This is a genomic window from Microbacterium sp. NPDC091676, from assembly GCF_044756645.1.
Classification (GTDB): Bacteria; Actinomycetota; Actinomycetes; order Actinomycetales; family Microbacteriaceae; genus Microbacterium; species Microbacterium paraoxydans_D.
This window is the reverse complement of sequence record NZ_JBIVTI010000001.1, coordinates 822,247-848,944: the sequence shown is the minus strand read 5'-3', so window position 1 is coordinate 848,944 and position 26,698 is coordinate 822,247. Positions and strand designations below refer to the sequence as shown.

22 protein-coding genes are annotated in these 26,698 nt (G+C 70.9%); 17 read left to right on the top strand and 5 right to left on the bottom strand.

The annotated features are described in order from the left end of the window. The first annotated feature begins 27 nt into the window (after window positions 1–27). A complete protein-coding gene (locus ACIQID_RS04325; RefSeq protein WP_400282295.1) occupies window positions 28–1,788 on the top strand; it encodes a proline--tRNA ligase in 1,761 nt (586 codons plus the stop codon). Window positions 1,789–1,804: 16 nt separating this feature from the next. Here the strand turns inward: ACIQID_RS04325 and ACIQID_RS04320 are convergent, their stop codons facing one another. After that, entirely contained in the window at window positions 1,805–2,308 is a 504-nt protein-coding gene (locus ACIQID_RS04320; protein ID WP_331202683.1) for a pyridoxamine 5'-phosphate oxidase family protein, read from the bottom strand. Window positions 2,309–2,442: 134 nt separating this feature from the next. On the opposite strand from ACIQID_RS04320, the gene ACIQID_RS04315 reads away from it, so the two are divergent. From ACIQID_RS04315 to ACIQID_RS04290, 6 genes are all read left to right on the top strand, one after another. Further along, complete coding sequence (locus tag ACIQID_RS04315) at window positions 2,443–3,483, top strand: TIGR00730 family Rossman fold protein (protein ID WP_312672936.1); 1,041 nt, start codon at window positions 2,443–2,445, stop codon at window positions 3,481–3,483. 189 nt (window positions 3,484–3,672) lie between these two features. Then, window positions 3,673–4,656, top strand: a complete 984-nt coding sequence (nusA, locus tag ACIQID_RS04310; protein WP_312672935.1) for a transcription termination factor NusA — start codon at window positions 3,673–3,675, stop codon at window positions 4,654–4,656. 62 nt (window positions 4,657–4,718) lie between these two features. Further along, entirely contained in the window at window positions 4,719–4,973 is a 255-nt protein-coding gene (locus ACIQID_RS04305) for a YlxR family protein (protein WP_083391685.1), read from the top strand. Window positions 4,974–5,067: 94 nt separating this feature from the next. Continuing rightward, a complete protein-coding gene (gene infB, locus ACIQID_RS04300) occupies window positions 5,068–7,797 on the top strand; it encodes a translation initiation factor IF-2 (protein ID WP_400282289.1) in 2,730 nt (909 codons plus the stop codon). A 104-nt stretch (window positions 7,798–7,901) separates the two neighbouring features. After that, window positions 7,902–8,327, top strand: coding sequence for a 30S ribosome-binding factor RbfA (gene rbfA, locus ACIQID_RS04295; RefSeq protein WP_187663847.1), 426 nt, complete (start codon window positions 7,902–7,904; stop codon window positions 8,325–8,327). A gap of 160 nt (window positions 8,328–8,487) precedes the next feature. Then, window positions 8,488–10,545, top strand: coding sequence for a LuxR C-terminal-related transcriptional regulator (locus ACIQID_RS04290; protein WP_400282284.1), 2,058 nt, complete (start codon window positions 8,488–8,490; stop codon window positions 10,543–10,545). Between the two features lie 7 nt (window positions 10,546–10,552). Here the strand turns inward: ACIQID_RS04290 and ACIQID_RS04285 are convergent, their stop codons facing one another. Further along, window positions 10,553–11,449 (bottom strand): A/G-specific adenine glycosylase, encoded by an 897-nt coding sequence (locus ACIQID_RS04285; protein WP_400282281.1) that lies wholly within the window; start codon window positions 11,447–11,449, stop codon window positions 10,553–10,555. Between the two features lie 52 nt (window positions 11,450–11,501). On the opposite strand from ACIQID_RS04285, the gene truB reads away from it, so the two are divergent. The 6 genes from truB to ACIQID_RS04255 all read left to right on the top strand — a co-directional run bounded on the left by truB (window position 11,502) and on the right by ACIQID_RS04255 (window position 17,779). After that, window positions 11,502–12,395 (top strand): tRNA pseudouridine(55) synthase TruB, encoded by an 894-nt coding sequence (gene truB, locus ACIQID_RS04280; RefSeq protein WP_400282278.1) that lies wholly within the window; start codon window positions 11,502–11,504, stop codon window positions 12,393–12,395. After that, the gene (locus ACIQID_RS04275; protein ID WP_400282275.1) at window positions 12,392–12,760 is read left to right on the top strand and encodes a hypothetical protein; all 369 of its coding nucleotides are present in this window, start codon (window positions 12,392–12,394) and stop codon (window positions 12,758–12,760) included. The genes truB and ACIQID_RS04275 overlap by 4 nt, the downstream gene beginning before the upstream one ends. 55 nt (window positions 12,761–12,815) lie before the next feature. Further along, a complete protein-coding gene (locus ACIQID_RS04270) occupies window positions 12,816–13,253 on the top strand; it encodes a hypothetical protein (RefSeq protein ID WP_371511632.1) in 438 nt (145 codons plus the stop codon). Next, window positions 13,250–14,200 (top strand): bifunctional riboflavin kinase/FAD synthetase, encoded by a 951-nt coding sequence (locus tag ACIQID_RS04265; protein WP_400282272.1) that lies wholly within the window; start codon window positions 13,250–13,252, stop codon window positions 14,198–14,200. The genes ACIQID_RS04270 and ACIQID_RS04265 overlap by 4 nt, the downstream gene beginning before the upstream one ends. A 201-nt stretch (window positions 14,201–14,401) precedes the next feature. Next, entirely contained in the window at window positions 14,402–16,546 is a 2,145-nt protein-coding gene (locus tag ACIQID_RS04260; RefSeq protein ID WP_312672924.1) for a DEAD/DEAH box helicase, read from the top strand. A gap of 204 nt (window positions 16,547–16,750) precedes the next feature. Then, a complete protein-coding gene (locus ACIQID_RS04255) occupies window positions 16,751–17,779 on the top strand; it encodes a 6-phosphofructokinase (protein ID WP_025103187.1) in 1,029 nt (342 codons plus the stop codon). A 400-nt stretch (window positions 17,780–18,179) separates the two neighbouring features. On the opposite strand, the gene ACIQID_RS04250 is transcribed toward ACIQID_RS04255, so the two are convergent. Both ACIQID_RS04250 and ACIQID_RS04245 read right to left on the bottom strand, forming a co-directional pair. Further along, window positions 18,180–18,833, bottom strand: coding sequence for an endonuclease domain-containing protein (locus ACIQID_RS04250; protein WP_400282269.1), 654 nt, complete (start codon window positions 18,831–18,833; stop codon window positions 18,180–18,182). Between the two features lie 491 nt (window positions 18,834–19,324). Beyond that, window positions 19,325–21,418, bottom strand: a complete 2,094-nt coding sequence (locus ACIQID_RS04245) for a S9 family peptidase (RefSeq protein WP_400282266.1) — start codon at window positions 21,416–21,418, stop codon at window positions 19,325–19,327. Window positions 21,419–21,572: 154 nt separating this feature from the next. On the opposite strand from ACIQID_RS04245, the gene ACIQID_RS04240 reads away from it, so the two are divergent. Genes ACIQID_RS04240 through ACIQID_RS04225 form a run of 4 tightly spaced genes read left to right on the top strand, consistent with a single transcriptional unit; the run spans window position 21,573 to window position 25,762 of the window. Further along, complete coding sequence (locus ACIQID_RS04240) at window positions 21,573–22,937, top strand: inorganic phosphate transporter (protein WP_312672920.1); 1,365 nt, start codon at window positions 21,573–21,575, stop codon at window positions 22,935–22,937. Continuing rightward, window positions 22,934–23,269: a peptidase gene (locus ACIQID_RS04235; protein ID WP_312672919.1), complete on the top strand. Its 336-nt coding sequence runs from the start codon at window positions 22,934–22,936 to the stop codon at window positions 23,267–23,269. Before ACIQID_RS04240 ends, ACIQID_RS04235 begins: the two co-directional genes overlap by 4 nt. Before the next feature lie 51 nt (window positions 23,270–23,320). Then, a complete protein-coding gene (locus ACIQID_RS04230; protein WP_400282261.1) occupies window positions 23,321–24,250 on the top strand; it encodes a phosphodiesterase in 930 nt (309 codons plus the stop codon). Between the two features lie 51 nt (window positions 24,251–24,301). Beyond that, entirely contained in the window at window positions 24,302–25,762 is a 1,461-nt protein-coding gene (locus tag ACIQID_RS04225) for an aspartate ammonia-lyase (RefSeq protein WP_071328404.1), read from the top strand. A gap of 64 nt (window positions 25,763–25,826) precedes the next feature. Here ACIQID_RS04225 and ACIQID_RS04220 read toward each other — a convergent pair whose 3' ends face one another. Further along, window positions 25,827–26,696, bottom strand: coding sequence for a fumarylacetoacetate hydrolase family protein (locus tag ACIQID_RS04220; RefSeq protein ID WP_331202693.1), 870 nt, complete (start codon window positions 26,694–26,696; stop codon window positions 25,827–25,829). Window positions 26,697–26,698: the final 2 nt, after the last annotated feature.

Below are 26,698 nucleotides of genomic sequence, written 5' to 3'. Positions count from 1 at the left end.
GTGACCACGGCTCACTACACTTGAGCCGTGGTCACTCGTCTTTCGAACTTCTTCCTCCGTACGCTCCGCGAAGATCCTGCCGGTGCCGAGGTCGCCAGTCACAAGCTGCTGATCCGCGCCGGGTACATCCGACCGCAGGCCGCGGGCATCTTCGCGTGGCTGCCGCTGGGTCTGCGCGTCAAGGCGAAGATCGAGACCGTCATCCGCGAGGAGATGGCCGCCGCCGGTGCCCAGGAGGTGCACTTCCCCGCCCTGATGCCGCGGGAGGCGTACGAGGCCACCGGGCGCTGGGACGAGTACGGCGATCTGCTCTTCCGCCTCCAGGACCGCAAGGGCGGGGACTACCTGCTGGCGCCGACGCACGAGGAGGCGTTCACGCTGCTCGTGAAGGACCTGTACTCGTCGTACAAGGACCTGCCGCTGACGATCTTCCAGATCCAGGACAAGTACCGCGACGAGGCCCGGCCGCGCGCCGGGCTCCTCCGCGGCCGCGAGTTCACGATGAAGGACGCCTACTCCTTCGACGCCTCCGACGAGGGGCTGGACGCGAGCTACCAGGCGCAGCGGGACGCGTACGAGCGCATCTTCCAGCGGCTGGGCCTCGAGTACGCGATCGTGCAGGCCGACGCGGGGGCCATGGGCGGTTCGCGCAGCGAGGAGTTCCTGCACCCGACCCCCGTGGGCGAGGACACGTTCGTCCGCAGCGCCGGCGGCTACGCGGCCAACGTCGAGGCCTTCAGCACGCCCGTCCCGGCTCCGGTCCCGTTCGACGCCGACGGCGCCCCCGTGATCTTCGACTCGCCCGACACCCCGACCATCGAGACGCTCGTGGCGCACTGCAACCGCGAGCTCGACGGCGAGTACACCGCTGCCGACACGCTCAAGAACGTCGTGCTCGCCCTGAAGCACCTCGACGGCACCCGTGAGCTCGTGATCGTCGGCATCCCCGGCGACCGCGAGGTGGACGAGAAGCGCGCCGAGGTGGCGTTCGCGCCGGCGGAGGTCGAGACCGCCACCGCGGACGACTTCGAGAACAACCCCCTCCTGGTGAAGGGCTACATCGGTCCCTGGTCGCCCACGGGTGCGGTGCTTGGCGAGGAGTCCGCCACGGGCATCCGCTACCTCGTAGACCCCCGTGTGAGCGAGGGCACGAGCTGGGTCACCGGCGCGAACATCGACCAGAAGCACGCGCACTCCGTCGTCGCCGGGCGCGACTTCGAGGCGGACGGCATCGTGGAGATCGCGAACGTGCGCGCCGGCGATCCCGCGCCCGACGGCTCCGGTCCGGTCGAGCTCGCCCGCGGCATGGAGATCGGTCATGTCTTCCAGCTCGGACGGAAGTACGCGGAGGCTCTCGGCCTCAAGGTCCTCAACGAGAACGGCAAGCTCGTCACGGTCACCATGGGGTCGTACGGCATCGGCGTCACGCGGATCCTGGCGATCATCGCCGAGCTCAACAACGACGACAAGGGCCTCATCTGGCCGGCCTCGGTGGCCCCGTTCGACGTGCAGGTCGTCGCCGCGGGGCGCGACCAGGTCGCCTTCGACGTCGCGGAGGACCTCTCCGCACAGCTCGAGGCCGCCGGGCTCGACGTGCTGTACGACGACCGTCCGAAGGTGTCGCCGGGGGTCAAGTTTGGCGACGCCGAGCTGGTCGGCGTCCCGAAGATCGTGATCGTCGGCCGGGGAGCCGCCGACGGCCAGGTGGAGTTCTGGGACCGCCGCACGGGCGAGCGCGAGGCCGTCTCGGTCGCCGACGCGGTCGCACGGGTCTCCGCCGCGCGCTGAATCGGAGCCCGGCCGCTCAGCAGGTGATGCGGCCGTGGTTCATGATGTCGTCGTCCGGGGTGTCTCGGGTCACCAGTGCCTTGAGCGCCCCGGCGGCCATCGCGACCTTGCCCTTCGCCGGCTCCCAGAACTCGGCGACGACCGGGGTCACCTTGAGCAGGGCGATGCCGGGGGTCTCCAGCCCGTCCTCGAACCAGATGTCGAGGGAGGGGGAGTAGAGCTCCTCCATCTTCGCGCGGTCATGGACGACCTCGGCGGTGCCGGCGACCGACACGTAGCGCATGCCCTTGGCGTCGCAGTACGCGAGACCGACGTCGTGGTGACGGCGGGCCTCCTCGACCTTCTCCGTGTCCTCCGCGGTGAAGAACCAGATGGCCCCCGCCTCGTCCATCTGCCTGGTGGACATCGGGCGGCTGACGAGGTGGCCGTCCGGGTCGGTGGTGGTGAGCATGGTGAAGTCGATGTCCTCCACGAGCTCGGCGATGCGGGCGAGGGCGTCGGGACCGGTGATCTCTGTCATGTCGCCATCGTCCCTCCGCTGCCGCCGGCGGGCACGGGCGTTGACACCGCGCCGGGCCCGTGCTGGGGAGCGCGGGGGCGGGGATCGTCGGCGTTGCGTCCCGTCGGCCGGATGCCGCGTGGGACGCTGGGACCATGACCGAGGAACCACTGCCGGCCGCTCTGAGCGACGAGATCAACCATGTGCTGGACGAAGCGGGGGTGTCCACGGACCGCCGCCTCGTGATGCGCATGCTCCGCACGGCCCTGCTGCTCGGTGAGGACGACACGGACCGCCTCGACCTCAAGATCGCCTCCGCCGCGCTGGCCGAGATGCGCGACGCGTTCCGCCTCTTCGCCCCGTTCCGCGGGGTGCCGAAGGTGACGGTGTTCGGCTCCGCGCGCACGCTTCACGACGACCCGCTGTACCTGCAGGCGCGCGATGTCGCCGCGGCGCTCGCGAACGACGGCTGGATGGTGGTGACGGGCGCCGGTCCCGGGATCATGCAGGCGGCGGCCGAGGGCGCGGGTCCGGCGCTGTCGCTCGGCGTCTCCATCCGGCTCCCCTTCGAGGAGAAGGCGAACAGCCTGGTCGCGGGAAGCGATCAGGTCGTCGCGATGAAGTACTTCTTCACCCGCAAGCTCATGCTCATCAAGGAATCCAGCGGCTTCATCTGCCTGCCCGGCGGGTTCGGGACCCTCGACGAGATGTTCGAGCTGCTCACCCTGCAGCAGACCGGCAAGGCCGAGCCGACGCCGATCGTGCTGCTCGACGAGAAGGGCGGGTCGTTCTGGCAGGGCATGCGGCGCTTCGTCGACGAGCACCTCGCACCGATGGGGGTGATCTCCCCCGGGGACTTCGATCGCGTCGTCATCACCGACTCGGTCGAGGAGGCCCGCGCCGAGATCACCGGGTTCTGGCGCAACTACGACTCGCTGCGGTGGGTGGGGGACACGCTCGTGCTGCGACTCAAGGCGGAGCCGACGGATGCCGAGATCGAGGAGCTCAACACCGCCTTCGCGACGCTTCTGTCCACGGGGCGGATCGAACGGACGGCTCCGCGTTCCCCCGAGGTGGCCGACGACGACCGGCTCGACCTCCCGCGCCTCGCCCTGCACCTGGATCAGCGTCAGGTGGGCAACCTCTTCCGCCTCATCGGCGCCCTCAACGCGCTCCCGTCCGCGCCGCGGGGCTGACCCGGCGCCGGGTCGTCCGCCGGAACAGGCGCCCGCGCGGAAGCAGGCTGCTCGCGCGCAGAGAGCCTGCTGTCGCGCGCGTGCCTGGGCCCGCGGGGCCCGGATGGCCCGGCAGCGCGGCACACGGTATCGTTGTACGGATGTCGCGCGTGCATTCGGGCGCGACGAGAGCTGAATAGGGAGGCCGTCATGGACATCGAACTGAGTCTGCTGCGAGGGATCGAGAAGGAGAAGGCGATCCCGTTCGACGAGCTCGTCGCGATCATCGAGCAGGCGATCCTGACCGCGTACTCCAAGCACGTCTCGCCCGACGGGGCGACGCCCGAGGGCGTCCGCGTGCACCTCGACCGCAAGACCGGCCACGTCGCCGTCCTCCAGGTCGTCCGCGACGACGAGGGCGCGATCATCGGCGAGGAGGAGACGACCCCGGACGACTTCGGGCGCATCGCCGCCTTCGCCGCGAAGCAGGTCATCAGCCAGCGCCTCCGGGACATCGCCGACGACGCCGTCCTCGGCGAGTTCAAGGGCAAGGAGGGCGACATCGTCGCCGGCGTGATCCAGCAGGGGCCGAACCCGCGCATGATCCACGTCGACCTCGGCTCCGTCGAGGCGATCCTCCCTCCCGAGGAGCAGGTGCCCGGCGAGGAGTACTCCCACGGATCCCGACTGCGCGTCTACGTCACCAGCGTCGCCAAGGGGCTCAAGGGCCCGCAGATCACCGTCTCGCGCACGCACCCGGGCCTGGTCCGCAAGCTCTTCGCACTCGAGGTGCCGGAGATCGCCGCCGGGCTCGTCGAGATCGTCGCGCTCGCCCGGGAGGCGGGCCACCGCACCAAGATCGCGGTGAAGGCCAATGACCCGTCGATCAACGCCAAGGGCGCGTGCATCGGCGAGATGGGGCGCCGCGTCCGCGCTGTCACGGAGGAGCTGGCGGGGGAGAAGATCGACATCGTCGACTACGACGCCGACCTGCCGACGTTCGTGGCGCACGCGCTGTCGCCCGCGAAGGTCACGAGCTCGTTCGTCCTCGACGCGAGCACCAAGGCCGTCCGCGCCCTCGTGCCGGACTACCAGCTGTCGCTCGCCATCGGCAAGGAGGGTCAGAACGCGCGTCTGGCCGCCAAGCTCACGGGGGCGAAGATCGACATCCAGCCGGACAGCGTCCTCGACTGATCCCTGTCCGTCCTCGCCGCCACGCCCGGCGGCGGCGAGGACGGACGGAACGCAGGTGTAAGATGGAACCCGTACGAACGTGCGTCGGTTGCCGCACGCGTGCTCCCCGCTCCACTCTGCTCAGGGTGGTTGCCCAGAACGACACCCTCATCCCCGATGAGCGTGCTGTCCTGCCGGGGCGCGGCGCGTGGGTGCATCCGACACCCGAGTGCATGGAAGCCGCTCTGCGGCGTCGAGCTTTCGGAAGAGCACTGCGTGTGACCACTCAGCTGGACACACGGACCTTCGAACAGCACCCACCAAGAAACAAAGGCTGAACAGCTATGGAAACAAAGTGAACGGCTCGAAATGAGACCCGTCCGCGACTAGTGGTCTGCCCTGTCTGGGCAGACCGACCCAGACAGGAGAATTGTGGCTGGTAAACCACGCGTACATGAGATCGCCGCCGAACTCGGCGTCGACAGCAAGGTCGCTCTTGCGAAGCTCAAGGAACTCGGCGAGTTCGTGAAGAGCCCGTCATCGACGGTCGAGCCCCCGGTGGCGCGCAAGCTGCGCGCCGCGATCGAGGCCGACCCGTCGCTCAAGGCCGGGTCCGAGCCCGCTGCGGCGAAGCCGGCGGCCAAGCCGGCACCCAAGTCCTCGGGGCCGACCCCTGGCCCGAAGCCCGGCCCCAAGCCGGGACCCGCGGCCCCGGCCGCTCCGGCACCGGCGCCCGCCCCCGAGGCGGAGAAGGCTCCGGCACCGTCGGCGCCCGCGAAGCCGTCCGCTCCGGCGCCGGCCGCACCGACCTCCGGTGACGGCAACGCGCCGAAGCCCGGCGCGCCCCGCCCCGGCAACAACCCGTTCTCGTCCGCGCAGGGCATGGGCCAGCGTCCCGCCGGTCCTCGTCCCGGCAACAACCCCTTCGCCTCGGCGCAGGGGATGGGCCAGCGGCCGACCCCCGGCAATATCCCGCGCCCGCAGGCGCCCCGCCCCGGTGCTCCGCGCCCGGGTGCCCCGCGTCCCGGCTCGCCGCGACCCGGCGCGCCCCGCGGTGGTCAGGGCGGTCGTCCCGGTGCTCCGTTCCAGCAGCGCACGGGCGGCCCCGGTCGTCCCGGCGGCGGTGGCGGTCCCGGTGCGGGCCCCCGTCCCGGTGGTGGCTTCGCCGGTCGTCCCGGCGGCGGCGGAGGCCGTGGCCGTGGTCCCGGCGGTGGTACCGCTGGTGCCTTCGGCAAGGGCGGCGGCAAGAGCAAGCAGCGCAAGTCGCGGCGGGCGAAGCGGCAAGAGTTCGAGATGCGGAGCGCCCCGGTCGTCGGTGGCGTCAACGTCACCCGCGGCAACGGGGAGATCATCCGCATGCGTCGCGGCGCGTCCATCGCGGACTTCGCCGACAAGATCGAGGCCCTGACCGGCTACACGGTGCAGCCGGGCACCCTCGTCACGATCCTCTTCAACCTCGGCGAGATGGCCACGGCCACCGAGTCGCTGGATGAGGCCACGTTCGAGGTCCTCGGCGAGGAGCTGGGCTACAAGGTCCAGATGGTCTCGCCCGAGGACGAGGACAAGGAGCTCCTCGAGGGCTTCGGTCTCGACCTCGAGAAGGAGCTGGAGGAGGAGAGCGAGGACGACCTCGAGATCCGTCCCCCGGTCGTCACCGTCATGGGTCACGTCGACCACGGTAAGACGCGCCTCCTCGACGCGATCCGTCAGACCAACGTCATCGAGGGTGAGGCCGGCGGCATCACCCAGCACATCGGTGCCTACCAGGTCTGGACCGAGCACGACGGCATCGAGCGGGCGATCACGTTCATCGACACCCCTGGTCACGAGGCGTTCACCGCCATGCGTGCCCGTGGTGCGCAGGTCACCGACCTCGCGATCCTCGTGGTCGCGGCCGACGACGGCATCATGCCGCAGACGGTCGAGGCGCTGAACCACGCCCAGGCGGCGAACGTGCCGATCGTGGTCGCGGTGAACAAGGTCGACAAGCCCGAGGCCAACCCGGCCAAGGTGCGTCAGCAGCTCACCGAGTACGGTCTGGTGGCCGAGGAGTACGGCGGCGACGTGATGTTCGTCGACGTGTCGGCTCGTGCCAACACCGGTATCCAGGAGCTCCTGGACGCGGTGCTGCTCACCGCGGATGCCGGTCTCGACCTCACCGCCAACCCGAACAAGGCCGCTCGTGGTGTCGCCATCGAGGCGAAGCTCGACAAGGGCCGCGGTTCGGTCGCGACGGTGCTGATCCAGTCCGGAACCCTCCGCGTCGGCGACGCGATCGTGGCGGGCACCGCCTACGGCCGCGTCCGCGCGATGATCGACGAGAACGGCGAGATCGTCGAGGCGGCTGCGCCGTCCCGTCCGGTCCAGGTGCAGGGTCTCAACTCCGTGCCGCGCGCCGGCGACGTCTTCATCGTCACCGAGGAAGACCGCATGGCCCGTCAGATCGCGGAGAAGCGCGAAGCCGTCGAGCGCAACGCCCAGCTGGCCAAGGCCCGCAAGCGCATCTCGCTCGAGGACTTCACCCGTGCTCTCGAAGAGGGCAAGGTCGAGTCGCTCAACCTCATCATCAAGGGTGACGTCTCCGGTGCCGTCGAGGCGCTGGAGGAGTCGCTCCTCAAGATCGAGGTCGACGATTCGGTGCAGCTGCGCATCATCCACCGCGGTGTCGGTGCGATCACCGAGTCCGACGTGAACCTGGCGACGATCGACAACGCGATCATCGTGGGCTTCAACGTCCGTCCCGACACGAAGGCGCGCGAGCGCGCGCAGCGTGAGGGTGTGGACATCCGCTTCTACTCCGTCATCTACAACGCCATCGACGAGATCGAGAGCTCGCTCAAGGGCATGCTCAAGCCGGAGTACGAAGAGGTCCAGTCGGGTGTGGCCGAGATCCGCGAGGTGTTCCGCTCCTCGAAGTTCGGCAACATCGCCGGTGTCATCGTGCGGTCGGGGACGATCACGCGCAACGCCAAGGCTCGGGTCATCCGCGACGGCGTCGTCATCGCCGATGGCCTCGCCATCGAGTCGCTGCGCCGTTTCAAGGACGACGTCACCGAGGTGCGGACGGACTACGAAGCCGGTATCGGCCTCGGCAAGTACAACGACATCCAGATCGGCGACGAGATCGAGACGACCGAGATGGTGGAGAAGCCGCGCGGCTGATCCGTCGACTCCGGCGGCTGCCTCCTCCTCCCATGACGGGGGAGGGGGCAGCCGCTTCCACGGTTCGCTGGGAACCGCGATGCACACAGGTGGGAGAAGGAACAATGGCTGGTGAACGACAGGCCCGACTCGCGGATCGCATCCGTGTGATCCTCGCCGAGCGCTTGGAGAAGGGGCTGCGCGACCCGCGTCTCGGCTTCGTGACCATCACCGACGTCCGCGTGAGCGGCGATCTGCAGCACGCCTCCGTGTTCTACACGGTGCTCGGCACCGAAGAGGAGCGCCTCGCCAGCGGTGCGGCGCTGACCTCGGCGACCGGCATGCTGCGCAGCGAGGTCGGACGACAGCTCAGCACCCGGCTCGTCCCCACGCTCGAGTTCATCCCGGACGCCCTGCCGGAGAACGCCGACCACATCACCGCTCTGCTGCGTGAGGCGCAGGAGCGGGACGCGGAGGTGGCCAAGCTGGCCTCGTCCGCCACCCACGCCGGTGAGGCCGACCCCTACCGTGCGGACGACGACGAGGACTGATCCCGTCTGATACCCTCGGGTCCGCGGCGGGACGTCCGGTGGATCTGGGGGGATCGACATTCAGGCGACCAGCACGCCCGCGGGGCCCTTCGTCGCGCCCGCCGTCGTCGAGCCGCTGCTCGACGAGCTGCGGCACCGTGATCTGCTCTGCGCGCCGCACGTGGCGGCACAGCTCGCCGCGGCGCTGTCCGAGGATGCCGATGCCGTCCTCGCGGTGGCGGCCCGCCTGACGCCCGAGCAGCGACACGGCTTCGGTCGCTTGCCCTGGCCGCTGCCGTCCGCGACCGACACCGGCCGGCTCGCCGGACTTCCGACCGCGGACCGGCTGCTGCTGCTCACCGTGGTGCTGGCGCTCGAGGAGGAGCTGGAGCCGATCCTCGCGGCCGTCGGGCGCAGCGTGGAGGACGTACGGGCGAGCGCCGCCGCGCCGTTTCTGACGATCCATGCCGGGTCCATCCGACTCACCGACCCGCGCACGGCGGCGGAGGTGTACGCGGCCGCGTCGCCGACGGAGATCGCGTGTGTGCAGGGGCGATGGGCTCGTGCCGCGGGCACGCGCGGAGATCGGGTCGCGGCGGCGTGGCATCGCGCCCGGGCGTGCGCCGCGCGGGACCGTCGGTCGGCCGTGGCGTTGACGGCCGCCGCGCGCGCCGCCGCCGCAGCGGGGGCCACAGAGCGCGCGCTCCTCCTGGCCGGCGAGGCTGCGGCGCACGCCACCGGCGCGCTCGGCGAGGAGGCGCGACTGGTGGCCGGCTGCACGGCGCTCGCGTGCGGTCACGCCGCGGAGGCCGAGGCGTGGCTGGGCGGGCTCTTCCCCGGTGCCGCGGAGTCCCGGCGGACCCGGGCGCTCGGCCCCTACCTCGCCGCCCGTGCCCTTCGGCACGGGGTCGTCCCCGCCGTCGATCCCCGCCGTCTCGCTCCGGGTTCCGGGGCGGACGCCACGGCGTGGGCACGGTCCGCGGCGCTCGTCGCGGTCCTGTGCGCGGAGCGTGCCGACCACGCCGGGACGCGCCGATGGCTCGCCCAGGTCCGTGAGGCCACCTCCCGCGCTGCGGAGGGTGGCGTTCTGGGAGGCGCGGTCGCGAGCTTGTGCGGTCTGCTCGTCGGCGACGCCGTGGACCCGGACGGGTCCCGTCGGGTCGGGGTGCGGGGTGGGGTGTCGTCGGCGCTGCACGCGGCGTGCGAGGGCGACATCGACGAGGCCCTGCGGCTGGTGCGCACCGTGCCGCTTCCCGGAGTGGGGGAGGTCGACCCGGTGTTCAGCGGCTTCGAGGACAGTCCGGTGGCGCGGGCGTATCGAGCCGTCACCGAGGTGCTGCTCCTGGTCTGGCGGGGCGACATCGGTCCCGCCAGGGAGCTGCTGCGCCGGGCGGCGGTCGAGCTGCCGGTCGCGGTCCCCTTCGCCGGGCTCGGGGTCGTCCTCGCGCGACGGCTCGACCTCGCCGTCCTCGGCGCCCTCGGCCCGATCGCGCGCGCTCTCACCGACGTGCTGCCTCCCGCGGCCGCCGTGGACGTGCTGGTCGACCGCGCCGTCGAGGCGTTCCTCGACGGCTCCTTCGAAGCGGCTGTCGGGGCCATGGGCCTGTGGCGGGACCGCGGGGCGCCGCAGTCGCCGTTCGCGGTGCCGGGAGTCGACGAGGTCCTCTTCGGGGCGCCCCCGGGAAGCCGGGCGGTGCCCGTGCGCCCGCCGGAGAGCGACCTCGCTGCGGCGCTGCGACGGGCCGTCGCCGGGTCTGCGGACGGCGCGTGGCGCACCGACCAGGAGGCGCTGCGCCTGGCGGCGCGCGGGCTGCGATCGCCGTTCGCCCGAGGGCGGGTCGAGGCGCTGCTCGCCGTCCGGTCCGGCCTGCACGGAGACACGGTCTCGGCGCGCACGCACCTCGCGCAGGCCGAGCGACTGTTCGACGCCGCCGGAGCGCGGGCGTGGGAGCGCGCCGTCCGACGACGCCGGGAACGGCTGGAGGCGTCCGCGAGCGCAGCGGACGGGACGGAGGCCTTGCGCGGCTGCCGGAGCGCCTGGGCGCAGCGTCTGACGTCGCGGGAACTGGAGGTCGCGATGCTCGCCGTCGGAGGCACGGGGAACCGCGCGATCGCGGAGCGCCTGTCGGTGTCGATCCGGACGGTCGAGGTGCATCTCGGGCGCGTGTTCGCGAAGCTGCACGTGCGCAACCGCGTCGAACTGACCGTGCTGGCGCACCGCACCGAGCAGAGCCTCTGAGGCGGCATCACCGCGGCAGCGCGAGGGCCTCTCCGTCGGCTTCCGCGAGTCCGTCGGCGATGAGAGAGTCGATGGCACGATCCCGCTGCCGCGCGTCGGGCCAATCCGGGAGAACCGCCAGGAGCGGGACAGCGGCGGGGGCGGCGTCGCGCAGGAGTCGGAGCACGGCGCCGCGGGCCTGGCGATCCGAACCCTCGTACGCAGCCTGTCGTCGTCGCTCGTCTCCGGTGTCGGGGCGCCCGGCCGCCACCCAGGCACAGGCGTCGGCCAGGGGGCAGCGCTCGCACCGGGGCGCACGGGACGTGCAGATCGTCGCGCCGAGTTCCATCGCCGCGGCGTTGAGGACGCTCGCCTCCGCCGGGTCCTCGGGAAGCAGTGCGGCCATGCGGGCGAGGTCACGGCGGGACGGTGGTCCCGGTTGTGCCCGCCCCTCGATCGCTCGGGCCAGGACGCGGCGGGTGTTGGTGTCGACGACGGGATGATGGTCGCCGTAGGCGAAGACGGCCACCGCGCGGGCGGTGTAGTCGCCGATGCCGGAGAGGGCGAGGAGGGCGTCGACGTCACGCGGTACGACGCCTCCGTGCCGCTCGACCACCTCCACGGCCGCCCGGTGCAGCCACAGGGCGCGCCGCGGATAGCCGAGGTTCGCCCACTGCTGGACGACGTCCGCGGTGGACGCGGCCGCCATCGCCCGGGGTGTCGGCCAGCGCGTCAGCCAGGCGTCGAGATGCGGGATCACCCTGGTCACGGGCGTCTGCTGCAGCATGAACTCGCTCACCAGGACGCCCCAGGCGCCGTAGGTCGCGTGGAAGTCCGGACGGCGCCAGGGAAGGTCGCGCGCCGCGGAGGCGTACCAGCCGAGCAGGGGCGTCATCGTCGCGGGGGACGGTGCGGGCGCGGCCATCCCTCCAGCCTAGGCGAGCGGGCGCCGCTCCCGGCCTCGGTAGGCTGGAGGGATGGCGACCCCCGGCATCCTCCTCGTCGACAAGCCCGGCGGGCTGACCAGTCATGACGTCGTCGCCCGCACCCGACGGGCCTTCGGCACCCGCAAGGTCGGCCACGCCGGGACTCTCGACCCGATGGCCACGGGCCTGCTCGTCATCGGCATCGAGGGTGCGACCCGTCTTCTCACCTACATCGTGGGTGCGGACAAGACGTACGAGGCGACCATCCGGCTCGGTGCCGTCACGTCCACCGACGACGCCGAGGGGGAGATCCTCCACCGTGCAGACCGGAGCGCCCTCGCGGCGGTCGAGGATGCGGCGATCGACGCGGGAGTGACCGCCCTCACCGGCGCGATCTCCCAGGTTCCGAGCGCGGTCTCGGCGATCAAGGTCGACGGCCGCCGCGCCTACGATCGCGTCCGTGCGGGGGAGGAGGTGGTCCTCCAGCCGCGCGACGTCGTCGTGTCCCGGTTCGACGTGGTCGCGCGTCGCCGCGACGACCACGCGATCGACCTCGATGTCGTCGTGGACTGCTCGTCCGGGACCTACATCCGCTCGCTGGCCCGCGACCTGGGCGCCGCCCTCGGCGTGGGTGGCCACCTGACCGCTCTCCGCCGCACCCGTGTCGGCCCGTTCGACGTGCGTGACGCCGTGACGATCGACGCCCTCGAGGGCGCTCCCGTACTCACCCCCGGCGCCGCCGCCGGCCGGGTGCTCTCCGTCCTCCCCGTCACGGCGGACGAGGCGCGGGACCTGCGACACGGCAAGCGTCTCGCCGGGCAGGCCGCGCGCCTGGACGGACCGCTCGCAGCGGCCGTCGAAGACGACGGCACCCTGGTGGGGGTCGTCGAGAAGCGCGGCGCCGATGTGAAGAGCGCCATGAACATGCCGGAGGTCTCCCGATGATCCTGTGGTTCACGATCGTCCAGATCGTCGTCGCCCTCGCCGCGGGGCTCTTCTGCCTTGGCGCAGGGTTCGCCGGTCGCCGCCCCAGCGACTTCTCCGTGGGGGCGCTCGCTCTCGTCGAGGTGCTGCTCGTCGCACAGATCGTCGTCGCCATCGTGGCGCCCCTCGCCGCGAACCCGCCGACCGGGGACCTGCTGGAGTTCTGGGTGTATCTCGTCTCGGCGGCCCTGCTGCCCGTGGGCGCGGTGCTCTGGGCCCTCATGGAACGCAGCCGGTGGAGCACCGTCGTCCTCGGCGTGGCCGCCCTCGCGATCGCGATCATGCTCTGGCGCATGCAGGTCATCTGGACCGTGCAGGTCGCCTGAGGAGCACCCGGAGCGGACGCCGGGGAGCCCACCCGGCTCTAGGATGGAATGCGCTATGAGCTCCACCGCCCCCTCCACTCGGATGACCGGCATCGGTCGTGTCCTGGTGATCGTCTACGCCGTGATGGCGCTGGCGGCCACCGGGCGCAGCTTCGTGCAGATCGTCCGTCGCTTCGACGAGGCCCCGTTGGCCTACAGCCTCTCGGCGCTCGCCGCGGTCGTGTATGTCCTGGCGACGCTCGCGCTCGTCTTCGCGCGTCGTCGCGGCTGGTACACCGTCGCGTGGGTGGCGATCGTCTTCGAGCTCACCGGTGTGCTGGTCGTCGGCGTGCTCAGCCTCGTTCTGCCCGACCTGTTCCAGCACGAGACCGTGTGGTCGCTGTTCGGTCGCGGCTACCTCTTCATCCCCCTGGTGCTCCCGGTCTTCGGCATCTGGTGGCTGCGCACGCATCGGCCCGTCGACGCCGCGCGTCCGGTCGAGGTCGCCGCGTGATCGTGTTCCGGAGTCCGGACGAGGTGCCGGAGAACTACGGTCCCAGCGCCGTCGCCATCGGCAAGTTCGACGGAGTGCACGAGGGGCACCGCGCCGTCATCCGCCGCCTGGAGGAGGCTGCCGCGGCGACGGGGAGCCGAGCTGTCGCTGTCACGTTCGACCGCAACCCCCTCGCCGTCCTCCGTCCCGACCGGTGCCCCGAGAACGTCGTGACCGTCGATCGCAAGCTGGAGCTCCTGGGCGAGCTCGGGCTCGACGCGACGCTCGTGCTCACGTTCGATGAGTCCCTCGCCGCCCGGAGCGCGGAGGACTTCGTCGTCGACATCCTCGTCGGCGCGTTGCACGTGTCCACGGTGCTCGTCGGCGCCGACTTCCGCTTCGGGCACCGCGGCGCCGGCACCCCCGAGCTGCTGCGGGAGCTCGGCCCTCGGTACGGCTTCACGGTGGAGGTCGTCGACGACGTCTTCCTTCCGGGGTCGAGTCGGCGGGTCTCATCGAGCTGGATCCGCGAGCTGCTGATGGCGGGGGACGTCGCCGAGGCCGCCCGTGCGCTGGGGCGCTACCCCGACGTGCGCGGCGTCGTCGTCCACGGGCTGAAGCGCGGACGCGAGCTCGGCTTCCCGACCGCGAACCTCTCCACCATCGTCGACGCGTTCGTCCCCGCCGACGGCATCTACGCCGGCTGGCTCGTCGACCACGACACCGGCATCCGGCATCCGTCGGCGATCTCGGTGGGCACGAACCCCACCTTCGACGACGTGCTCGTGCGTCAGGTCGAGGCGCACGTGCTGGGGGAGACCGGGCTCGACCTCTACGGTCACGACGTGACGGTCGAGTTCGTCCAGCGGCTGCGCGGCATGGTCGCCTTCGAGGGCATCGAGAAGCTGATGACGCAGATGGCCGCCGACGTCGCGCAGGCCGCGGCCCTCCTGCACGTCTCCCCGTAACACGGCGGCGCCGTGCTCCCGCGGCCGGTGCCAGGGATGACATAGAATGGGAACAGGCTCTCGCCGGTCCCGCCCTCATCGCGTGCTCCGGAGGGAACACCGATCCACAGTCCGCACGGTCCTGGCTCACGCCACACGCGGACGACGAGAACGGCTCGCGGCTCCCTGGGGGCGCCGGAGCCCTTCAGGCTCAGGAGGAGCATGCCGACCACGGCAACCGCCGCCCCGCGGCGCAAGAAGACGTCCCGTCGCGACGACGAGGCACCCCTCATCCCGATCCTCGCGCGCAAGGTGCGGGAGATCGAGGCGAAGTCCCAGCGCGGCAAGCTGGGCCCCACGAACCGCACGAAGTTCCAGGTGATCGCCTTCCTGGTGCGCGAGGAGCGCGCCAGGGTGAAGGCCGACTCCGAGATCACCGACGCGGCCCGCGCCGAGTTGCTCAAGCGCCTCGACGGTGTCGCGACGATCCTCGCGAAGACGGCCGCACGGGACACCTCGCTCATCCAGCTGCTCGAAGCCGACCAGGCCACCTCGCCCGTCGCCAAGCGGATGCGACGCGACTGGTTGCTCGAGTCCGGGGCCGAGCTCCCGCCCGAGGAGCTCATCATCGCCGACCCCGCGCCCGTACAGGTGTCGGTGGTCCCCGCGGCCATCGCGGAGCGTCAGGTCACCCCGCCCTCGGTGGAGGCGCGTCAGCTCGCCAACCCGTTCCTCGCGCCCGACCTGACCCCGCGTCCGGCCAGCACGCCCCGCCGCCGCCTCGACGGCTGGGAGCTCATGGGGCCGCTGTACAAGGCCTTCGAGACCGGCGCGGGCGGTGCTGCGGCCTCGATGGAGCTTCCGCCGGCGCCGGAGTTCGACCACATCTCGCCCAAGGGGCGCGAGGTCATGGTGCACCAGTCGCGTTTCCTGGAGGCTGTGCGCGCCGGACACCGGAGCTTCCTGCTCGCCGACGAGCCGGGCCTCGGCAAGACGGCGCAGTCGGTGCTCGCGGCCTCCGTCGCCGGCGCCTATCCGCTGCTGGTCGTCGTGCCCAACGTCGTGAAGATGAACTGGGCGCGCGAGGTCGAGCGGTGGACGCCGCAGCGTCGTGCCACGGTCATCCAGGGCGACGGCGACGACATCGACGCCTTCGCCGACGTGTTCATCGTGAACTACGAGATCCTCGACCGCCACATGTCGTGGCTCGCGTCGATCGGCCTGCGCGGCATGGTCGTCGACGAGGCCCACTTCATCAAGAACCTCTCCTCGCAGCGCTCGCAGAACGTGCTCTCGCTCGCGGCGCAGGTGCGCGAGCGCACGCCGGGGCACGATCCGCTCATGCTCGCGCTCACGGGTACCCCGCTCATCAACGACGTCGAGGACTTCGACGCCATCTGGCGTTTCCTCGGCTGGACGAACGGCGAGAAGCCCGGACCGGAGCTCATGGAGAAGCTCGACGCGACGGGGCTCACCCCCGCGGACAAGGCCTTCTACCCGGAGGCCCGCGAGGCGGTGATCTCGATGGGCATCGTGCGACGGAAGAAGAAGGACGTCGCCGCCGACCTCCCCGACAAGCTCATCGCCGATCTGCCGGTGCAGCTCGACGACGAGTTCGGGCGCAGCATCCGGCAGGCCGAGCGCGAGCTGGGGGAGCGGCTGGCGGCCCGCTACCGCCGCATCATCGAGGCACGCGGCGACCGCGGACTCGCGCCGGGAGAGATCGACGACGACATCGTCCGCCTCGTGGCGCAGAACGAGCTCGAGGAGTCGAAGGCGGCCGGCACCGGGGGCGACAACGTCTTCACCATGGTGCGCCGCATCGGCCAGGCCAAGGCGCTCCTGGCGGCCGACTACGCCGCACAGCTGCAGCGGTCGGTCGGCAAGGTCGTGTTCTTCGCGAAGCACATCGACGTCATGGACCAGGCGGAGGCGCACTTCGCCTCGGCAGGCATCCGCGCGGTGTCCATCCGCGGTGACCAGACGAACACGGCGCGGCAGCAGGCCATCGACGACTTCAACGGCGACCCCGAGGTCGGCATCGCGGTGTGCTCGCTCACGGCGGCCGGCGTCGGGCTCAACCTGCAGGCGGCGTCCAACGTCGTCCTCGCGGAGCTGTCGTGGACGGCGGCCGAGCAGACGCAGGCCATCGACCGGGTGCACCGCATCGGGCAGGACGAGCCGGTCACGGCGTGGCGGATCATCGCCGCGCACACGATCGACACGAAGATCGCGGAGCTCATCGACCAGAAGCAGGGCCTCGCGGCGCGTGCACTGGACGGCGAGGCGACGGAAGAGGCGGCGAGCGAGTCGGTGCAGCTGGCAGCGCTCATGCACCTTCTTCGCGAGGCTCTGAGCGGCCGCTGAGGGAGCGTCAAGAACGCGGGTTCTTAACGGCGATTCCGAGGGTGGATCCTGCCGCGGGGCGAAGTTCGGCGTGATCGCGCGCAGCGGCCGTCAAGATCCCGGGTTTTCGACGCCCTCGAATGGCCACGCGAGGGGGCGGCGCGCTAGTGTCGATCGCAGGCACTGTCGCCGCACCCCCATCCCTCGACCTCCGAAGGCAGCAGCATGAAAATCGGCATCCTAACGAGCGGCGGCGACTGCCCCGGACTCAACGCGGTCATCCGCGGCATCGTGCTCAAGGGCACCACGACCTACGACCTCGAGTTCGTCGGCATCCGCGACGGATGGCGCGGTGTCGTCGAGGGTGACTTCATGCCCCTGACGCGGCACGAGGTGAAGGGCCTCTCCAAGGTGGGCGGCACGATCCTCGGGACCAGCCGCACCAACCCGTACGAAGGGGAGCGCGGGGGCGCCGACAACATCGCGAAGACCCTTTACGGGCACAAGATCGACGGCATCGTCGCGATCGGCGGCGAAGGCACCCTCGCCGCGGCGGACCGCCTCGCGAAGGACGGCATCAAGGTGCTCGGCGTCCCGAAGACGATCGACAACGACCTCCGTGCCACCGACTACTCGTTCGGCTTCGACACCGCCGTGAACATCGCCACGGACGCCATGGACCGGCTCCGGACCACCGGCGACTCGCACCAGCGCTGCATGGTCGCCGAGGTCATGGGCCGTCACGTCGGCTGGATCGCCCTCCACGCCGGCATGGCCGCCGGTGCGCACGTCATCTGCATCCCCGAGGTGCCGATGTCGCTGGACGAGATCACCGCCCTCGTCACGAGCGCCCACGATCGCGGTCGCGCGCCGTTGGTCGTCGTCTCCGAGGGCTTCAAGCTCGCCGGCATGGACGAGGCCTACAGCGACAAGGGCCTGGACGCGTTCAACCGCCCGCGCCTCGGCGGCATCGGCGACCTGCTCGCCCCCGAGATCGAGCGGATCACGGGCATCGAGACGCGCGCCACGATCCTCGGCCACATCCAGCGCGGCGGCTCGCCGTCCGCCTTCGACCGCGTCCTCGCGACCCGGCTCGGCCTGCACGCGGCGGACGCGATCGTGGACGGCGCGTGGGGACAGATGGTCGCGATGCAGGGCACGGACATCGTCCGCGTTCCGTTCGCCGATGCCCTGGGCGAGCTGAACACCGTGCCTCGCTACCGCTACGACGAGGCCGCCGCCCTCTTCGGCTGACCTCCACGGACGCCGGTTCTCCCGCCGCGTCAGGCCCACGCCCTCGCGCACACTCAGGCCCTCGCGCACACTCAGGCTGTCTTGCTGGCCATCTGCCTGATTCCGCGCGTGGGCCTGAGACCGCGCGAAAGCCTGTCCTGGCGCATTCACCCCGCATCAGGCACTCAGCGCGCCATCAGGCGTATTGCTGCCGGTTCGGCCTGTTCTCGCGTGAGGGCCTGCGTCCGCGTGACCGCCTGTTCTCACGCCCCTCGCGCCGCATCAGGCTCTCGCGCGGCATCAGGCATTCGGCTGTCGGCATTGCCTGTTCTCGCGTGAGGGCCTGTTCTCGCGTGAGGGCGTGTTCTCGCGGGAGGGCCTGAGGGCGCGTGACGGCGTGAGAAGAGTCAGGAGTGCGCCACTAGCGGCGGCTGCTCGCTCGACGGTCCGCGCGATGGAGCCCCTGCGCGAGCGCGGCAAGGACGGTGTCCTCGACATGACCGTCGTCGACCATGACCTGGTGGTAGTCGAAGCGCAGGACGGTGTAGCCGCGGAGCGCGAGCCTCGCATCGGCGGCGAGGTCTCGCCGCCGATCGCCCGCGGCGCTGTGGTGGCGGAAGCCGTCGATCTGGATGGCGAGCCGTTCGCCGATGACACCGTCGAGCGGATGGCCGTCCACCCACACCTGCTGTCGCACGTCGATGCCGATCGCGCGCATCCGTTCGACGAAGACCGTCTCGGGACCGGAGTCCGACCGGCCGCGGACGGTTCGAGCGAGGCGGTTCGCGGCGTCGCATCGCCACCGCACTCGCGCGAGCGTATCCAGTTCCACCGCCCCGCGGCGGACGGCGGACTCCCAGATCGCGCGGGCCTCGATCGGCGGCCGGCATCGTGCGACCTGGAAGAGGACGTCCAGGACGGGATCGACCGCCGCACGTGGATGCACGGGCACAGGCCCCCGCGCGCAGTGCACCTCCAGGCCGGCGCGATCGAACCGAGAGGCGGTGCGGGGGAGGGCGACGTGCACCTCCGAGGCGCCGACATCCCACCATCCGGCGAGGGCCGCAGCACTCACACAGGTGACTCTCCCGCCTACCGAAGCAGCGGCCCGGCGCCGCGCATCGACATCGGGGACGAGCAGCCACGAGCGGCGCACGCGCTCGAGCGTCCCTTCCTGCACCGCGCGACGCATCTGGTACTCCGTGAAGCCCGCCTCACGCACGCGTGACGAATGCGCGGATCCCCCCTGCTCTCGAACCCAGCTCTCCACCCTCGTGCGCCTCACCCGTCCACCTTGAGGGCTAGCCCGGCCCCCTTCACCGCCGCACCATGCATGGGGATGAGCTTCGCGGGATCCTTGCCCTGTGCAGAATCAGTGGTCGCGTGTGGGCACCACAAGTCGCTGGGATCAGGCAGCGACAGCCCCTCGAGCCTGATGTCGCGCGCCTGCCTGATGCCGCGCCGAAGCCTGAGCCGACGCAGGACGCATGCGCGCAGGCGTGCGCGCGAGATCAGGCAAGGAGGGGTGTGGGTGCCTGATGTCGCGCGAGTGCCTGATGCCGCGGGTCAGGCGAGGTGGAGGGCGTCGAGCAGCCAGGCGAGCTCGAACGCCCGCTCGCGCCAGGAGTTGTACCGTCCGCTCACGCCACCGTGCCCGGCGACCATCTCGCACTTGAGCAGCACATCCTTCGCACCGGCCTCTCGCAGCCGGGCGACCCACTTCGCCGGCTCCACGTAGAGCACGCGGGTGTCGTTCAGCGAGGTCACCGCGAGGATGCGTGGATAGTCCACGCCATCCCGCACGTTCTCGTACGGCGTGTACGACTTCATGTACGCGTAGACCTCGGCGTCGTGCAGCGGGTCGCCCCACTCGTCCCACTCGATCACCGTGAGGGGGAGCGACGGATCGAGGATCGTCGTCAGTGCGTCGACGAACGGCACCCCCGCCAGGATCCCGGCGAAGAGCTCGGGCGCGAGGTTGGCGACCGCGCCCATCAGCAGCCCGCCCGCGCTGCCGCCCTCCGCGACGAGCTGGGCCGGGGTCGTGGTGCCCTCGTCGACGAGGTGCCGGGCGCAGGCGACGAAGTCGGTGAAGGTGTTCCGCTTGTGCAGGAGCTTGCCGTCTTCGTACCACTGCCGACCCATCTCGCCGCCGCCGCGCACATGCGCCACGGCGAAGACGACTCCGCGGTCCAGCTCCGAGAGCCGTGCGACGGAGAAGCCGGGGTCGATCGAGTGCTCGTACGAGCCGTAGCCGTAGAGGTGGACGGGACGCGCGGTCGCACCGGGCCCGCCGAAGGAGCGCTTCCACACGAGCGAGATCGGCACGCGGGTGCCGTCCTCCGCGGTGGCCCACTCGCGCCGCTGCCCGTAGTCGGCGGGGTCGTAGCCGCCGAGCACCGTGACCTGCTTGCGCAGCACGAGCTCCCGCGTCGCGAGGTCGAGCTCGTAGACCGTGCCCGGCGTGACGAACGACGTGTAGCCGAGACGCAGGAAGGGGGAGTGCCACTCCGGGTTGCCGCTGACACCGGCGGAGTAGAGCGGCTCGTCGAACCTCAGCTCCTCCACCGCGTTCGTCGCGTAGTCCAGCAGTCCGACGCGTTCGAGGCCTTCGCTGCGGTACTCCACCGTGGCGAAGTCGCGGAAGGCGTCCACCCCGAGCAGACGTCGCCCCGGCCGATGGGGGACGACGACCTGGCGCGCACCCTGCGGGTCGTCCGCGGCGACGGAGACGAGCTCGAAGTCGAGGGCGTCGTCGTTATGCAGGATGAGGAGCCGGTCCTCACCGTCGACCACCGCGTGCTCGAGCGAGTACTCCACGCCCTCCCGTCGCGGCCACACCGGACGCGGCTCCGCGGTGATGTCGCCCGCGAGGTCGACGAGGTACTCCTCGCTCGTGATGCTGGACCCCACGCCGATCACGAGGTAGCGACGGCTCCGCGTGATCCCGGCGCCGAGCCAGAACTTCTCGTCGGGCTCGTGGAAGAGCCGGATGTCGTCCGACACCGGAGTCCCGAGCCGGTGCAGCCACAGGGTGTCGGGGCGCCACGCCTCGTCGCGGGTCGTGTAGAGGATGCCGGTGCCGTCCGGGGTGAAGAACGCGCCGCCCGTATCCGGGATCTCGTCGTCGAGGGTGACGCCCGTCTCCAGGTCGCGGACGTGCACGGTGTAGAGCTCGTCGCCCTCGAAATCCGTCGACCACAGCAGCTTCGTCGCGTCGTCGGAGGTGTCGAACGCGCCGAGCGAGAAGAACTCGTGCCCCTCCGCCTCGGCGTTGCCGTCCAGCAGCACCACCTCGCCGGGCACGGGCACCCCCGGCTCGAGCCGCGGGGGCGTCCAGTCGCCGTCGACCGCGGCGGCGCGGCAATGGATGCCGTACTGCGCGCCCTCCTCGGTGCGGCTGTAGTACCACCAGTCTCCGCGCCGTGTCGGCACCGAGAGATCGGTCTCCTGCACCCGCCCCTTGATCTCCTGGAACAGCGTCTCGCGGAGCGCGGCCAGGTGCGCGGTCTCGGCCTCCGTGTGCGCGTTCTCCGCCTCCAGATGCGCGATGACCTCGGGGGAGTCCTTGGCGCGCAGCCACTCGTACGGGTCATCGACCGTGTCGCCGTGGTGCGTGCGGAGGGTGGAACGGCGGGCGGCGATCGGGGCGTCAGTCACCGTCCCACGCTATCCCAGGTCGAGTTGACCGGCACGGGGGACGGTGGCAGGATTTACCGGGGCCGGTAAACGGAAGTCAAACCCACGGTGAACTCTTCGTTCGTCACGTCGATCCCGTCGACATCTCCCTCTTCCTCAAGACCGAAAGCGAACGGTGGAAACCGCAGCCCTCATCGTCGTGCTCGTCATCGCGCTGGCACTCTTCTTCGATTTCACGAACGGGTTTCACGACACCGCGAACGCGATGGCGACGCCCATCGCGACCGGCGCCCTCAAGCCCAAGACCGCGGTGCTCCTGGCCGCCCTGCTGAACCTCGTCGGCGCCTTCCTGTCGACGGAGGTGTCCAAGACCATCTCCGGCGGCATCATCCAGGAGGATGCGATCATCGCCGCAGGGGCGGAGCTGTTCCTCTCGCTCATCTTCGCGGGACTCATCGGCGCGATCACCTGGAACATGCTGACCTGGCTGCTCGGCCTGCCGTCCAGCTCGTCCCACGCCCTCTTCGGCGGTCTGATCGGCGCGACGCTCGTCGGCGCCGGTCTCGGGGGCATCGACTTCGGCGCGGTGCTGTCGAAGATCGTCCTCCCGGCACTCATCGCCCCGATCACGGCCGGGATCATCGCGTACGTCGCGACGAAGATCGCCTACTCGATCACCCGTCGCTACGACGGCAAGCCGGACGGACGCGACGGCTTCCGGTGGGGTCAGATCTTCACGTCCTCCCTCGTCGCCCTGGCGCACGGCACCAATGACGCCCAGAAGACGATGGGCGTCATCACGCTCGCGATGATCACCGTCGGCTGGCAGTCGGGTGCGCACCACGAGCCCGAGCTCTGGGTCATCATCGCGTGTGCCTTCACGATCGCCCTCGGCACGTATCTCGGCGGCTGGCGCATCATCCGCACGCTGGGCAAGGGCCTGACCGACGTCAAGCCCGCGCAGGGTTTCGCGGCCGAGAGCTCCACGGCCGCCACCATCCTCGCCTCCAGCGCTCTCGGGTTCGCCCTCTCCACCACGCAGGTGGCCTCCGGCTCGGTCATCGGTTCGGGTCTCGGCCGACGGGGTTCGACGGTCCGCTGGCGGACCGCCGGCCGCATCGGGGTCGGCTGGTTGCTGACGCTGCCGGCAGCCGGCGGCGTCGGCGCCCTCGCGGCGCTGCTCGTCGTCTGGCTCGGTCCGTGGGGCGTGGCGATCGACGCCGTCCTCGCGGTGGTGATCATCCTCGGGCTCTACATGCGTTCGCGGCGCAACGCCGTCACGCCGGCCAACGCCATGAGCGACGTCGCCGAGTCCCACCTCGCGGTCGAGGTTCCCGACACCCCGCCGCCCACGCGTCGTCAGCAGCGCATCGCGCAGGCGAAGGCCGAGGCGAAGGCCCGAGCCGAGGCCAAGGAGAAGGCGAAGGCCGAGGCCAAGGACAAGGCGAAGAAGAAGGCCAAGGCCAAGGCCGACGCGAAGGCCGCGAAGACCGGCAGCGCGCCGACGTCCGACGCGTCGCAGAACGGGGACTCGGCATGAACGTCACGATCGACTGGATCGCCTTCCTGCAGGTGTTCGCCGCCGCGCTCATCGGCGCCGCCGCCATCGTCACCTTCTACGCCCTGGGGCTGCGCCTGCTCGTGCGCAGCGGACGCGCGCCCGTCGTGAGCCCTGCGGAGTTCACCGACGCCATCACGGTGATCTCCGAGAAGGAGCTGAAGCGCGCGGCGAAGCAGGCGGCGAAGGCGGCGAAGAAGAGCCCGCTCACGGAGGGGCAGAAGACCCTCGCCCTCGTGGGCGCCTACGGCTGCTTCGTGCTCTGCGGTGCCGCGGTGATCGCCGGGATCCTCCTGATCGTCATCGGCCACTGAGTCCGCGGCGCGCCAGGTCCGCACGTCGGTGACCCGCCCTAGGCTGGGCTCATGTCGGCAGCGAACGGAACACCTCCGGTCTTCGGTCGGTACGCCCCCGCCTCCCACGTCCTGATCCATGTGAGCGATCCGCACTTCCTCGCCGGAGGTGCCGCGCTGGGAGGACGGTACGACGTCGAGCGCACGTTCGCGCAGACCCTCGAGGCGATCCGCGCCGTCCATCCCGCTCCCGCAGCGATCGTGATCACCGGGGATCTGGCCGACCTCGGCGAGCCGGATGCGTACCGCCGGCTCCGGGCCGCGGTGGCGCCGGTCGCCGCCGAACTCGGCGCACCCGTGGTCTGGGTCGCGGGGAACCATGACGAGCGCCCGGCGCTACGCGAGGTCCTCCTCGACGCCGAGCCCACCGAGGAGCCGGTCACCGGGGTGTGGGATCTCGACGGGCTGCGCCTCGTGGCCCTCGACACCAGCGTTCCGGGCTGGCACCACGGCGACCTCGATCCGGCCCAGCTCGCGTGGCTCGCCGAGGTCCTCGCCGAGCCCGCGCCGCACGGCACGATCCTGGCGATGCATCACCCGCCGCTGCCCAGCCACCTGCCGCTGTTCGACATCCTCGAGCTCCGTCATCAGGACGAGCTCGCCGCCGTCATCCGCGGCAGCGACGTCCGCGGCATCCTCGCCGGCCACCTGCACTACTCCGCCCACGGTCTGTTCGCCGGCGTCCCGGTGAGCGTGGCGTCCGCGACCTGCTACACCATGAACGTCGCCCGTCCGGCGGCGGAGGTGAACGGCATGGACGCCGCCCAGGCATTCCAGCTCGTGCACGTGCGGCCGGAGACCCTCACGCACACGGTCGTCCCGGTGGTCGACGCGCCGACCGGCGACTACTTCTCGGAGGAGTGGATCGCCCGGATGGCGGCGCTGACCCCGGAAGAGCGCCTGGAGGCGTTCTCCCGGAAATCCCCGCAGGGACCGGCGTAGACTGGTGGCATCCCCCACTTTTCCGTTCGCCACGACCCACGAGGATGTGACATGGCTTCTGCCGCGCCCGCCAATACCCGCACCGAGACCGATTCGCTGGGGAGCATGGAGATTCCCGCCGACGCGTACTGGGGGATCCACACCGCCCGCGCCGACGCGAACTTCCCGATCACGAAGCGCCCCATCTCGGTGTACCCCGAACTGGTGATCGCACTCGCGATGGTGAAGCAGGCCAGCGCCAGGGCCAACAAGGAGATCGGCGTCCTCGACGCCGAACGGGCCGACCTCATCGACCGCGCGGCGCAGCGCGTCATCGACGGCGAGTTCCACGACCAGTTCACGGTCGGCGTCATCCAGGGCGGCGCCGGCACCTCGACGAACATGAACGCGAACGAGGTCATCACCAACATCGCGCTCGAGATGGCCGGACGCGAGAAGGGCGACTACGCCTTCCTCTCTCCGATCGACCACACGAACCGCAGCCAGTCGACCAACGACGTCTACCCGACCGCGGTCAAGATCGGCCTCTCGCTGACGCTGCGCTCGCTGCTCGACGAACTGGACGCGCTGCGCGTCGCGTTCCTCGGCAAGGCGGGGGAGTTCCACGACATCCTCAAGGTCGGCCGCACGCAGCTCCAGGACGCCGTGCCCATGACGCTCGGCCAGGAGTTCCACGGCTTCGCCACGACCCTGGGCGAGGACCACAGCCGCCTCACCGAGAACGCCTCCCTCATGTTCGAGATCAACATGGGCGCGACCGCGATCGGCACCGGCATCACGACCCACCCCGACTACGCGCCGGCGGTGCTGAAGCACCTGCGCGAGATCACCGGGCTCGACCTCGAGACGGCGACCGACCTCGTCGAATCCACGAGCGACACGGGCGCCTTCATGTCGTTCTCCTCGTCGCTCAAGCGGAACGCGATCAAGCTCTCGAAAATCTGCAACGACCTGCGCCTGCTGTCGTCGGGTCCGCAGGCGGGCCTCGGCGAGATCAACCTGCCGGCGCGTCAGGCCGGCTCCAGCATCATGCCGGGCAAGGTCAACCCGGTGATCCCGGAGGTCGTGAACCAGGTGGCGTTCGCGGTCGTCGGCGCCGACATGACCGTGACCATGGCCGTCGAAGGCGGTCAGCTCCAGCTCAACGCCTTCGAGCCCGTCATCGCGCACTCGATCTTCCAGTCGATCACCTGGATGCGTCAGGCCATGTGGACGTTGCGCGTCAACTGCGTCGAGGGCATCACCGCCAACCGCGACCGCCTGGGCGCGATGGTCGGCGCGTCGGTCGGCGTCATCACGGCGCTCACGCCGTTCATCGGCTACGCGGCGGCCGCGGCTCTGGCCAAGACCGCCCTGCTGACCAACCGCAACGTGGCCGACCTGGTGGTCGAGGCCGGGCTCATGTCCCGCGACGAGGTCACCAAGCAGCTCTCTCCTGCCCGTCTGTCGGGTCTGGAGGCGGTCACCGCGGCCATCCCGATCGTCACCCCGGACGACCTCATCCAGATCTGAGCGTCGACCGGATACGCGAAGGGGACGGGAGCGCGCAGCTCCCGTCCCCTTCGTCGTGTCCGGGTCAGTCGAGGATGCGGCAGTGCGTCGTGAGCTCGCCGATCCCGTCGATGCCGACCGTGACGGTCGAGCGGTCACGGAGGAAGATCTGCGGGTCGCGGGAGTAGCCGGCCCCGCCGGGGCTGCCCGTGGAGATCAGGGTGCCGGGCAGCAGCGTGAGCGACTGGGAGAGGTGGGCGATGAGCTTCGCCACCGAGCGCACCATCTGGTCGGTGCTGGCGTCCTGCACGGTGTGCCCGTCCACGACGGTCCAGATGTGGAGGTCCTGCGGGTCGGCGATCTCGTCTGCGGTCACCGCGAACGGGCCGGTGGGGGTGAAGCCGTCGAACGACTTGCAACGGGACCACTGCGCCTCGGAGAACTGGATGTTCCGCGCGGTGATGTCGTTGACCACCGTGTAGCCCCAGACATGCGCCAGGGCGTCGGCTTCCGAGACGTCCTTCGCCGGGGTGCCGATGAGCACGCCCAGCTCGGCCTCGTAGTCGACGGCCTCGCTGAGGCTCCGGGGCCAGGAGGTCGTCTGGTCGTGCCCGGTGAGCGAGTTCGGCCACAGGGTGAAGACCGTCGGCGCCGCGTCGGTCTTCAGGCCGAGCTCGCTGGAGTGCGCGGCGTAGTTGAGACCGACGGCGAGCACGGCCGGCGGCGCGATGACGGCGGACGCGAAGCCCCAGCCGCTCAGCGGGTGGCGGGGTGCGGTGCCGTCGCGCAGGGCCGCGCGGAGCTCGTCGAGTCCGGCGTCTCCTCGCTCGATCAGCTGCTGCAGGGTGGCAGGCGCGTCGGACAGGAGATCGGAGACGAGGATGGCGTCCGAGCCCTCCACCACGGCGAGAACCGCACGGGAGGAGTCTGGACGGCGCAGGTGAGCGAACCGCATGG